Origin of the sequence: Flavobacterium cyanobacteriorum (assembly GCF_002251835.1) — a bacterium.
Lineage (GTDB): Bacteria > Bacteroidota > Bacteroidia > Flavobacteriales > Flavobacteriaceae > Flavobacterium > Flavobacterium cyanobacteriorum.
This window is the reverse complement of sequence record NZ_NOXV01000291.1, coordinates 1-11,530: the sequence shown is the minus strand read 5'-3', so window position 1 is coordinate 11,530 and position 11,530 is coordinate 1. Positions and strand designations below refer to the sequence as shown.

Below are 11,530 nucleotides of genomic sequence, written 5' to 3'. Positions count from 1 at the left end.
TAAGCTGGAAATTAATTTAATACAATTTTTGTCGTGTACTTAAAAATGGTTTACAAAATCATTTGAAAGTATAAATATTGCATTAGATTAATTGTTAGACTTACTTTTTTTCATTTTTTGGTTTGACACTAGGACAATGTATAAATGAAACATTCAGCTCAAATGGTAGTTGCTTACTTCTTTTTGACTAATACAGTTATATAGCATCCAAAAATTGGCATAAGGTCTTGGATACGGTGTATTTTATAAACACTTTGCAACCGGTAATGAATTTATTTTGGGAAAAGATTTATAAAATTCTGAATAGTCAAATCCGACTTACATAAAAAATAACCCATTTGAAACGATTTATAAAAGAGGTGGTCAATCTAATTTTAGTGGCAAATTCATTTTATAGAATTTTACACTGTTCATTAACATTTAAACATTTTAAAAATGAAAAGAGTAATTTTAATTATTGGAGTCGTTTTGACTTCACTTGCGGCAAATGCACAAAACACTGTCCAAAGCCCTCCTAAAAATGAGAAAAAGGAATACTCATTTCTGTGGGGAATTTTCAAATCTAAAAATTATCCAAAAAGCAAATCGATTGTATTTGAAGTTGAAAAACCTGAGTTCTCAACTTCATTATCTGGATCTGCCGTGGATAGTACAAAGCAAGAGCTAAAAAGCATTCTTTGGGGAGCAATTCAATGGACTGAAAAGAAAAAGAATAATCAACCGGTAAAATCCTAAGGCAATGAAAGGTAGTTTTATAGAAAATGCTTCATTAGGAAGAAACAAGTGGTGGCATTATGCTTTAAGCATATTCTCAGTTGTTGTTGTTGTAGCCATATTAAATATTATAGTAAGGCAAGCCCTTCCAAATATTAAACAGTTGTTTCCCGACAACGACTTTGGAAAAGGTCTTTTTACATATAGCCTTTTTTTGGTAACATTTGGTTTAGCACTATTTGCTTTTCTATTCGTGGCGAGCAAACTACATCAAAGACCCAAAATGTCATTTATCTCTAATAAAGGTACGTTTAGTTGGAGGCAGTATTTCATTGGCTTTTTGGCGTGGGGAAGTCTATTGTTCATTGGCTCTACAATATTTGATTACCAAAAATTAGAAGATTTTGTTACTAATTTTAACCTCTATCAATTCGCTTCTTTACTTCTTTTAGGCTTTGTGGCTATTGGAGTTCAATCGTTTTTTGAAGAGGTAGTATTAAGAGGTTATTTGTTTCAAGGGATGCGCTTGTTTATCAAAAAAGTAGTAACCTTAGTTATACTGAATAGCCTTATTTTTGGGGTGTTACATTTTGGGTATGGAATAGAAAGTTTTCTATCCTCTTGGGCATTTGGGGTTGCCTTTGCAATAATAGTAATGCTACAAAACAGCATAGAGTTTGTGTCGGGAGCACATAATGCAAATAATTTAATTTTGTCACTTATATTTGTTGATTTATCCGAAGCTACTAATGAGGCGTTTAGTTGGGAAATTAATTGGGGTTATTTTAGTTTTCATATTATTGCTTTACTGATACTTGTTGGGTTGGTGTACAAATTTTTTAGAAAATAGAAATGAGGTTGAGAGTATTATATCACCTTGCATTTTGGAGCTTCTTCATTTTGCTATTTTGGCAACAAAACCCTGACGCAAACACGCGAGATATTCTAACGTGGTTCATATTGTTTGGAGTTTCTGCATCGGTAGTTTACGCAAATCTTTATTTACTTTTTCCAAAATTTCTTTTCAAAAGAAACTATCTAGTTTACTTATTACTTCTTGTTTTAACTATTGGTTTAGGTGCTTTTATATTATGGTTCATTATCCCATCAGCAAACGTAAATTTTAAGCTTCCACTATTTCAGCACTTCATAAATATTTTTTTCATTGTTGTAATTACAAGTTCTTTCAAGTTTTTCAGAGAGTATTCACGAAAACAAGAACTCTTAATAAAAGCAGAAAACGAACAACTTAAAACAGAACTGGCATTGCTCAAATCTCAAGTCAATCCACATTTCCTTTTCAACACCTTAAACAACCTCTATGGACTAATTACTCAAAACCAAAATCAACAAGCCTCGGATGTTACACTCAAATTGGCTGATTTGATGCGTTATTTGTTAGAAAGCAGCAAAACAGATTTGGTAAATTTGAATAAAGAAATACAATTTATAGATGATTATTTGAGTTTGGAAAAGATTCGTTTAAGCCAAAAAACGGATATAAATTTTAAGGTTTCCGGAATGAATAAGGAGCTATTCGTTGCGCCCTTACTATTTATTCCGTTGGTGGAAAATGCCTTCAAACACGGATTAAATACTATTTCAGCTGACAGTTTTGCATACTTTTCTTTATCGGCACAAGGTAACGAGCTTTTTTTTGAGGCTATAAATTCAGTTGAAGAATCAACAAAAAATTCTGAAAAAAGCGGTACTGGTCTGGAAAATTTAAAGAAAAGACTTCAGCTTATGTATTCTCAGAAACATCAACTTGATATAGAGCAAACAGCTAATCAGTTTAAGGTCATTTTACATATTCAGCTATGAAATTCAATTGTTTAATTGTAGATGATGAGCCAATCGCTCAACAGATTTTGGAAAAATACATCTCCCAAATAGACGCTTTGCAGTTGGTTGGGAAGTGTAGTAATGCTTTTGAAGCCCTGAATGTTTTACACCAAGAGAAAATAGATCTGTTATTTCTCGATATAAGAATGCCTTCATTAACCGGGCTGGATATGCTTAAAACACTACAAAATCCCCCTAAAGTGATTTTGACCACCGCCTTTTCTGAATTTGGTGCGGAAAGCTATGAGTATGGAATAACCGATTATTTACTTAAACCTATTCCTTTTGAACGCTTTTTGAAGGCTGTAAATAAGATTCTAATGCCTCACAACACATCATTAGCAACAACCCAAACCGAAGAAAAAGCTGAAGAACCAATTTTCATGTTCTTCAAAGCCGACAAAAAGATACATAAGTTTTATTTTACAGACATCTTATTCGTTGAAGGAAGCGGGAATTATGTAAAAATTCATACGCTAAATGAAAAGCCAATAATGGTATTAGATACCCTGACAGAAGTTCAATATAAATTACCCAAAAAGCAATTTACCAGAGTACATAAATCGTTTATTGTGAACGTTTCTCAGATTCAAAGAATTGAAGGCAATATGATTATGATTCAAAAAAAAGTAATTCCAATTTCTGCTACCTTTAAACCAAATTTAGAACTATTAATACAAGCTAACAAGTGAGTTATTTAGCTTGCGTGAGATTGCATTAGGTAGGCTATTTTTTTATCCTTACAATTCGAAGGGAATTTTAAATTTACAGCGTTTTTCTTATTTATTAGGTTCAACATTGAAAGGCGTTTTTGAGTTTCAAAATTATATATTTACGCATCCATATAAACGTAAAGATGATTAATATTACTGTAATAACAGAAGTTTATTACCGAAAATCTATTTTTTTTGGTAATCTTTCTTACAGGGGAAGGCTAAATATTATCGTTTTTTTCGTTCCCCATTGCAACAGGAGTTTGTGAATTTCCTATACTATTATTACCCATTTGACTTAGTAAATTAAAATAAACAATGCATTACAAAATTTAAAATATAGTTTATCCCCAAATGTATTGAACTATATATATTTTGTGACACAATTGCGCCGTGCGGTTGTTTGTTGACTTTTTATATTTGCCAGTGTTTGTTTTAGTTGTTGATAAAAGTTCATCTCTTGTAATGTTCCTCTAAAAATGTAGAAAGTAACTGAGCAATCCGCTCAAGATAAGAGGGTTTGGTTGATTTTTCTATGACTTAAGAGTTGTTCTTCAAAACTATGAATGCCTTTAAATAGTCTCATGTTAATTGTTTTGTTCCTTAAAATCGGTGGTTCATCAGTCATTTTCAAGGTTCATCATAAACTGTATTTGCTTTATTTAAGCCAAGTATAGTTTTGTGTAAAAATCTAAATTTAATTACTATGAGAAAAAATGTATTTATGTTTTTTTTATTGCTTTCCTTTTTTAGTTATGGGCAAAAAAAGGTCACAGTTTCAGGGTATGTGGAGGATAAGAAGACAGGAGAGAAGTTATTAGGTGTTAGTATTTATTCGAGCACTAAGGCTGGTAATACTACTAATGAATATGGGTATTATTCCCTATCTTTAGAAGAGGGAAAGCATACTTTGTATGTAAGTTTTATTGGATATAAAACTATTGAACAGGAGATAGTGATAAAATCAAATACCATTATTGATTTTAAGTTAGAGGAAAACTCATTGATTTTAGAGGAGGTAGTTGTAAATAAGTCAAAAGGGGAAAATAAAGTTAGAAATGTTGAAATGAGTGTGAATACATTAAAGGCTTCAACAATTAAAAAACTACCCGCAATTTTAGGTGAGCCAGATGTTATTAAATCAATACAGCTTTTGCCTGGTGTCTCCAGCACTAATGAAGCATCGTCGGGGTTTAATGTTAGAGGTGGGAATGCTGACCAGAATTTAATTTTACTTGATGACGCAACAATATATAATGCCTCTCATTTATTTGGTTTTTTTTCTGTGTTTAATTCAGATGCTATCAAAGATGTAAAGTTGTATAAAGGTGGTATTCCTTCGAGTTTTGGTGGACGATTATCTTCGGTTTTGGATGTAAGACAGAAAGAAGGAAATAAAAAGAAGTTTAATGGTGAGGCTGGTATAGGTTTAATTTTAAGCCGGGTATTGGTTGAAGGGCCAATAAAAAAAGATTCATTAGGAAATGGGAGAGGGTCTTATATGTTTGCTGGAAGACGTTCATACGTTGATGCCTTTACGTTTTTAGATGATGAATTTAAAGATAATGTACTTTTCTTTTACGATTTAAATTTAAAAGCAAATTACGATTTGGATAAGAAGAATAAACTTTTTCTTTCTGGGTATTTTGGTAGAGATCGATTTGAATTGCCTAAATTTTTGGGTACCTCTTGGGGTAATATTGTAGGAACCTTACGATGGACAAATTCGATTAATGAAAATTTATTTTTTCAATCTTCATTTATTTTTTCAAACTATGATTACTCCTTAGATAATTTGCGGTCAGGTTCAGAGTTTCAATGGAACTCAAATATCACAAACTTTAATTTTAAACCAAAGTTAACATGGTATGCTAGTTCAAAAGCAACAATCAAAGGTGGAATTGATTTTACATCCTATAAGTTTAATCCTGGTGAGATTTCATCTTTAAATGGGTCAAGTATAATCGCTCAAAAATTTCAAAATAACTCAGCATTAGAAAATGGACTTTACATTGATGCAGAGTTTGACTTAACAGAAAAACTGAACATTCAAACAGGTTTTCGTTTTTCAAATTTTATGCGAATGGGTAACGAGAATATACGCTTGTATGCCACAGGAAGTCCGTTAACTTATGATCCAATTTATGGTGTTTATGAAGAAAATGAAGTTATTGGTGAAAAAAACTATGGTTCGGGAAGCATAATAAAACAATTCAATGCTTTAGAACCAAGGTTTTCCCTTCGTTATTTGTTGAGTGATCAAAACTCGTTTAAAGCAAGTTACAATCGAATGTATCAATATATTCACTTAGTAACGAATACCACTTCCCCAACTCCTCTAGATGTTTGGACACCTAGTGGCCCCTATATTCGCCCTCAGTTTGCTGATCAAGTCGCTGTTGGTTATTTTTCAAAAATTAAAGAAGATAAATTTGATTTTTCAGTGGAGGCCTATTACAAAAAGTTATCGAATGTGACAGATTTTAAAGATGGTGCGGACTTACTTTTTAGAGAGGATGTTGAAACACAAATTATTCAAGGTGAGGGTAGGGCTTATGGTATTGAGTTTTTATTGAATAAGAATAAGGGAAATTTGACAGGTTGGTTAAGTTACACCATATCACGAAGTGAGAATAGAATTAACGGAATAAATAATGGTGAATTTTATGCTAACAATGCAGATCAGTTGCATCGATTGAATCTAGTTGGTCTTTTAAAAACGAATACTCGTTGGGATTTTGGAGGTGTTTTCACATTTAGTACAGGTAGACCAGTGACCTATCCTACAGGTAGATATGAACAGAATGGACTTGTAGTTGCTGATTATAGCAATCGAAATGCCAACCGATTACCTGTTTATCATCGTTTAGATATTTCAGCGACTTTAAATCCAAAAAAAGATAGTAATAGAACAGGAAAGTGGATTTTTAGTATTGCAAATTTATACAATCGTCAAAACGCCGCTTCAATTTTCTTTAGAGAGGTTAGTGAAGTAAATGGAGTGGAGACAGCTACGGGAAATACAGAAGCCACTCGCTTATCTTTTTTTGGGATAGTACCGAGTGTAACTTATGAATTTAAATTTTAAAATGAAAACGGAAAATATTTATTAATGAATTTTAAGTATCGAAAAATGGAAAATTTAAAGAATATGAACAAGTTAATCCAGCAGTTTGTTATAATGGTTTTTCTTTTAATAGGGCTTACTTCTTGTGAAGAGGATGTTACAAGTGATATTTCATTAAACTCTGTTGAGCGATTGGTTATTGAAGGTGGAATAGAGCGAAACTCAGGCAATTCTACTCAAAAAATAAGATTGACTAAAACGCTTCCTTTTTTAACCAATTCTAGCAACCCATTTGTCTCAGATGCCACGGTTACAATAACTGATGGAACAACAACATGGAATTTAATACATACACAGAATGGTTTTTACGAAACGAATAGTTTATTGCCGCAAATTGGTAAAACGTATACTATCACTATAGTATGGAATAATGAAACGTATACAGGCTCAGATACCTTATCAGAGGTACCTCCCTTTGATAATTTTTATTATGAGTTTGAAGAGGAAACCTTGTTTACGGATGAAGGATATTTTTTAAAATTTGACACTACAGATCCCGTAGGTGTTGAGAATTATTATTATTATCGTGTATTTAAGAATAATATTTTTACTATTGTACCTGACCCAGGAAACGCTGAGACATTAATTGTGTCTGATAAATTTTTTGATGGACAGCAAAGAGTGGGAATTAATCCTAATGAAGAAGTTTCATTCGTAGTTGGTGATCTTGCTAAAGCACAACAATTAGGTATTTCTAAAAAGTACTATCAATTTTTATTTGAGTTATTCACTCAAACAGGTAATCAAGGTATATCTTTTATAGGTAACCCTCCCCCTGCTACCATAAAAAGTAATGTTGTTAATATTACGAATCCAAAGAATAGAATTTTGGGTTATTTTTATGCCGTAGATGTAGAAGAGGATAGTATTTTAATTGAGTAATTTTAATTTAGGAATGAAGAATAGATTGATCTTGTATAGTATAATTTGCTTTGTATTTAGTTTTTTGAATTTTTTAGAAGACTATAATGAAAGTTCTTTTTATGAAGCTATACAAGATCTGATTTATTTATTTCCGCTAAGTTTTATTTTTATCTTGATAATTTATTTGATCAGAAAGAGAACAATTGAAAGTAATTTTTACAAAAGAATTGAATTATTCAACAAAAAAACATTTCTTTTTTTCGTTAGTATTGCTACAATTATATTTTTTAGTTTTCTACTAAGATTAATTTCTATGGTCTTATTTAATGATGATGAAGATTTGATCTTTTTTGATACGCTTTTTTTTGCCATTCTAATTATTGTAAGTAGTGTAGTTTTATTTATTTATTTATTTGAGATTTATTTAGAAAACGAATTTGAAAAAAAGGAATTAAAAATAAGGCTAAAAGAAAATGAGATTGAAAATCTTAATGATAAATATATGTCACTTAAGAATCAACTAAACCCTCATTTTCTTTTTAATTGTTTTAGTAATATCACTAGTTTAATTGATACTGAACCTGAAAAAGCAATAAAATTTGTGGAGGAATTATCCAATGTTTTTCGATACAGTCTCACTAATTCTGATGAAATTTTAGTTACTTTATCAGAAGAACTCAAACTACTAAATTCTTATTTTGAACTTCAATTGATTCGACATCAGGGATTAATAAAACTTGAGAGTTCTGTTGATGTTTCTAAATTAGATTATTTAATACCTCCTCTAACGCTTGAGATATTAATTGAAAATGCTTTAAAACATACCGTTTTTGATAAACATAATCTTTTGAAAATTAGTATCTATACTAGAGAAGAGCAATTGATAATTGAGAATAATTTTAATCCCAAAATAAATACTGTAAAAACAGAATCTTTTGGAATTGGAATGAAAAGTATAAAAAAACAATACGTTTTACTAAATTGTGGAGAACCTTCTTTTAAAATTGAAAATAATATTTTTAGAGTAGAAATCCCCTTAATTAAGTCGAGTTATGATTAAAGTTCTTATTATAGAAGATGAAATATTGATAGCAGCGCGATTAAAGAAAATGATTGAATCGATTGAGCCTGAAATGAATGTTGTTGAAATGATTGATTCAGTTAAGGAGGCCATTTCTTATTTAAGCGAAAGTATACCTGATTTAATATTTTTAGATATTAATCTCTCTGATGATTATTGTTTTAAAATATTTGAGGAAGTCAATGTTACTTGTCCTGTTATTTTTGTCACTGCCTATTCAGAATATGCGATTAAGGCATTTGAAATAAATAGTATTGATTATCTTTTAAAACCAATTTCAATACAAAGTTTAAAAAAGAGTATTGATAAATATAAAAGTCTTACAACATTTCCTAATTATACTAAAATGATGATTGATATGGAATCCAGATATCGAAATCGTTTTTTAGTGAAGTTAAATAATCAATTAAAGTCAGTATCGATTGATTCCATTGCCTATTTTTTTTCAGAAGATAAATTGACCTTTGTTTGCTTGAATGATGGTAAAAAATTACCACTTGACTTTAGTCTAAAAAAAATTGAGGATGAAATTAATCCGAAAGAATTTTTTAGAGTAAATAAAAAGTTTTTAATCTCAGTAAACTCAATTCAAGAGATGTATTATGTTTCAAAGTTAAAATTAAAAATAATTTTGAATCCCAACTTTGGTAGTGAAAACATTTTTGTAGCGGTAGAAAAAGTTGGTGAATTTAAATCTTGGTTATCAAAATAGTTCCTTAGAAATTTATTGACTTTAATCAATTTTAATTGAAATCTATTTATTGTTATTTGTAAAATTCAAAAAAAATAACTTTTTAGTATAAATATCATAGTAACATTTAAGATGAAATTACTAAAATAANTTAATAAACGAAACGCAAAAGCTAACAGGGATGAATATTTTGACCCATTACTTTATAAGGAACGGTATAAAATCGAAAGGGCAAACGCCTGGATGGATAGCTTTAGGTCGTTGTTAAATCGATTTGACACAACAACCGCAAGCTGGTTAGGCTTTAATTACCTGGCTTTTACAATCATCGCACTAAAGAAATTTAATAAAATAAAAGTTTAAACCACTTCAATTTAGTGAAGTCCAAAAAATTTATCTTTGGAAAAAATCTCTGATGGAATGCTCTAAAGCCCTGAAAATAGCCTGGTTCTTCTACTCAGCCCTGGCGTTATCAGGTATAGTAATTACTGTAGTGTTACCCGCAGATTTCATACTAAATAATACGCCAACATGTTATAGCATTAAACAATCTGGCCACGAATGCTTTATGTGTGGCTCCACCAGAAGCTTTATACTGCTCTCGCGAGGAAAATTTATGGATGCATTTATATCTAATAAATTGGGCGCTATCCTATTTTTTCTTATTATTGTTAACAGCATTATTGCTGCATTCCATATAGTAAAATTTAAAAGTCATGAAAAAACAAATTAGTCTCATCCTTGGTATTATTTGCATCGTAGGCATGCTTATTGGATTTATACCCTGCTTTGGCTGGTTTAACTGGTTTAACATTCCTTTAGCCGTCATTGGATTAGTTTTTGGAATACGGGAATATAACAACGAGCGCAACAGGATACCAAAAGACGAATATGGCAATCCGGTACACAGGCCACAACAATTGCCGCTGGGAATAATTTTTTGCTCAATAGCGCTTGTCCTTGGCTTTATACGGTTAATCTTAGGAGGAGGCATTTTATAATATGATGAAACTCGTATTTGCATCTAACAACCGTAACAAAATACTTGAAATAAGGCACCAGCTTCCGCCGGAAATTGAGTTGCTCAGCCTGGAAGATATTGGCTGCCTGGAAGATATTCCCGAAACAGCCGCCACCATTGAGGGCAATGCTATGCTTAAAGCAGATTACATTACCCAAAAATATGGCTATAATTGTTTTGCAGATGATACAGGGCTTGAAGTAGAAGCGCTCAACGGCGCGCCGGGTGTTTATTCCGCAAGATATGCCGGAGAACAAAAAAATGCGGATGACAATATAAATAAGCTCCTGCACGAGCTAACAGGCAACGATAACCGCAAAGCCCGCTTTAAAACAGTTATTGCAATTAATTTATATGGGGGGCAGCACTTATTTACGGGAATTGTAAACGGCGAAATTACACAGAAGCGTGCCGGGGATAAGGGTTTTGGGTATGACCCGGTGTTTAAGCCGGAAGGTTTACCTGTTACATTTGCACAGCTTACACTTGACGAAAAGGCCCGGCTAAGCCACAGAGGCAGGGCTATTCAGCAGCTTATTGATTTTATGAAGAAACAAAAATAGCTGAAAATACAGCTATTTCTGTTTCAGCTAAACGGTTAATGAAATCTTAAATCCAGCCTGAATTTCCTGTGAGCCATGCGAAGCGTCTTTTCTTTATTACGCTTTTGTGTTTCTGTAGGCCATGTAGCTTTTTCAATGCTTTTATTGTTTTTTTCATAAAAAGCATCAGCCATGCCGGTTAATTCTTCATCTTTTAAAAAATCACGGGAAGATAGTAACAAGGAATAAAAATTGTTAATATTCGGGAAGTTATCATCGAGCCTGAGTTGCTCATTGAGGTAAAATAATTTTTCTTCCTGTGTACCGTGTTCAGGAAGGCCTTTCTCCATAAGTATCTTAAAAGCATAATTCTTCAGGTTTGGGATATAATCGGGCGTATCAACTTTTAAAAATTCCTTGCGATAATAAGAATCAATATCTTTTATGCTGTAACTGTCAGGATCTTTAATAATATCATAAAAAGGATGCTCCACTGGTATAATACCTTCAGTATTTTTTTCTAATACTGGAGAATTAACTTCAGCACCTTGCGCAGTTGCTCTTGCACAGGATGCAAAAAACCCGGCTATGATGCATAGCAATAGAAATTTTTTCATAATATTCAGGTATTGGTTGAACAGCAACTTCTTTGGGCAACTGAACCTTCAAGCTCAGTGATTTCATCAATTTTCCATACTCCTTCACTTCGGGTATAAGTGATAAACATAGCTTTGGGTTCCGCAAGGCCTGTACAACAGCCCTGGCCTGTCCCTGCCTGATATTCTGTAACACCTGTAGATTGTGTACCACAAGAACAGAATTCTGTTTTTCGCCTTGTAAATCCAGAACAGCAAATTATTGCTGCTAATGCAAGAAGTAGATATTTTTTTTTTAAGTACACGACAAAAATTGTATTAAATTAATTTCCAGCT

At 31.9% G+C, this 11,530-nt stretch carries 13 protein-coding genes and 1 pseudogene; 12 read left to right on the top strand and 2 right to left on the bottom strand.

Annotation, left to right across the window (positions count from 1 at the left end; genetic code table 11):
• Window positions 1–435: 435 nt before the first annotated feature.
• The 12 genes and pseudogenes from CHU92_RS11510 (at window position 436) to CHU92_RS11455 (ending at window position 10,619) form a co-directional block, all read left to right on the top strand.
• Window positions 436–735, top strand: coding sequence for a hypothetical protein (locus CHU92_RS11510; protein WP_094415706.1), 300 nt, complete (start codon window positions 436–438; stop codon window positions 733–735).
• Between the two features lie 4 nt (window positions 736–739).
• Window positions 740–1,564, top strand: a complete 825-nt coding sequence (locus CHU92_RS11505) for a CPBP family intramembrane glutamic endopeptidase (protein WP_094415704.1) — start codon at window positions 740–742, stop codon at window positions 1,562–1,564.
• A gap of 2 nt (window positions 1,565–1,566) precedes the next feature.
• Window positions 1,567–2,538 carry a sensor histidine kinase gene (locus CHU92_RS11500; RefSeq protein WP_094415702.1) on the top strand — a complete coding sequence of 324 codons (972 nt, stop codon included), beginning with the start codon at window positions 1,567–1,569 and terminating at the stop codon, window positions 2,536–2,538.
• Window positions 2,535–3,251 carry a LytR/AlgR family response regulator transcription factor gene (locus tag CHU92_RS11495; RefSeq protein ID WP_094415700.1) on the top strand — a complete coding sequence of 239 codons (717 nt, stop codon included), beginning with the start codon at window positions 2,535–2,537 and terminating at the stop codon, window positions 3,249–3,251. The genes CHU92_RS11500 and CHU92_RS11495 overlap by 4 nt, the downstream gene beginning before the upstream one ends.
• Window positions 3,252–3,978: 727 nt before the next feature.
• The gene (locus tag CHU92_RS11490; RefSeq protein WP_094415698.1) at window positions 3,979–6,360 is read left to right on the top strand and encodes a TonB-dependent receptor; all 2,382 of its coding nucleotides are present in this window, start codon (window positions 3,979–3,981) and stop codon (window positions 6,358–6,360) included.
• Between the two features lie 63 nt (window positions 6,361–6,423).
• Entirely contained in the window at window positions 6,424–7,281 is an 858-nt protein-coding gene (locus CHU92_RS11485; RefSeq protein WP_207759845.1) for a DUF4249 domain-containing protein, read from the top strand.
• A 295-nt stretch (window positions 7,282–7,576) separates the two neighbouring features.
• The gene (locus CHU92_RS11480; protein ID WP_165764648.1) at window positions 7,577–8,323 is read left to right on the top strand and encodes a sensor histidine kinase; all 747 of its coding nucleotides are present in this window, start codon (window positions 7,577–7,579) and stop codon (window positions 8,321–8,323) included.
• Window positions 8,316–9,056 carry a LytR/AlgR family response regulator transcription factor gene (locus tag CHU92_RS11475; RefSeq protein WP_094415692.1) on the top strand — a complete coding sequence of 247 codons (741 nt, stop codon included), beginning with the start codon at window positions 8,316–8,318 and terminating at the stop codon, window positions 9,054–9,056. The genes CHU92_RS11480 and CHU92_RS11475 overlap by 8 nt, the downstream gene beginning before the upstream one ends.
• A gap of 132 nt (window positions 9,057–9,188) precedes the next feature.
• Window positions 9,189–9,398: pseudogene (locus tag CHU92_RS11470) on the top strand (IS5/IS1182 family transposase); the annotation flags it as partial.
• 52 nt (window positions 9,399–9,450) lie between these two features.
• Complete coding sequence (locus tag CHU92_RS16260; RefSeq protein WP_094415690.1) at window positions 9,451–9,768, top strand: DUF2752 domain-containing protein; 318 nt, start codon at window positions 9,451–9,453, stop codon at window positions 9,766–9,768.
• Window positions 9,752–10,036, top strand: coding sequence for a hypothetical protein (locus CHU92_RS11460; protein WP_094415688.1), 285 nt, complete (start codon window positions 9,752–9,754; stop codon window positions 10,034–10,036). The genes CHU92_RS16260 and CHU92_RS11460 overlap by 17 nt, the downstream gene beginning before the upstream one ends.
• A 4-nt stretch (window positions 10,037–10,040) precedes the next feature.
• Window positions 10,041–10,619 carry a non-canonical purine NTP diphosphatase gene (locus tag CHU92_RS11455; RefSeq protein WP_094415708.1) on the top strand — a complete coding sequence of 193 codons (579 nt, stop codon included), beginning with the start codon at window positions 10,041–10,043 and terminating at the stop codon, window positions 10,617–10,619.
• 35 nt (window positions 10,620–10,654) lie between these two features.
• On the opposite strand, the gene CHU92_RS11450 is transcribed toward CHU92_RS11455, so the two are convergent.
• Both CHU92_RS11450 and CHU92_RS15600 read right to left on the bottom strand, forming a co-directional pair.
• Window positions 10,655–11,215, bottom strand: coding sequence for a hypothetical protein (locus CHU92_RS11450; protein ID WP_094415686.1), 561 nt, complete (start codon window positions 11,213–11,215; stop codon window positions 10,655–10,657).
• Between the two features lie 5 nt (window positions 11,216–11,220).
• Window positions 11,221–11,499 (bottom strand): hypothetical protein, encoded by a 279-nt coding sequence (locus tag CHU92_RS15600; protein ID WP_129583075.1) that lies wholly within the window; start codon window positions 11,497–11,499, stop codon window positions 11,221–11,223.
• Window positions 11,500–11,530 lie beyond the last annotated feature (31 nt).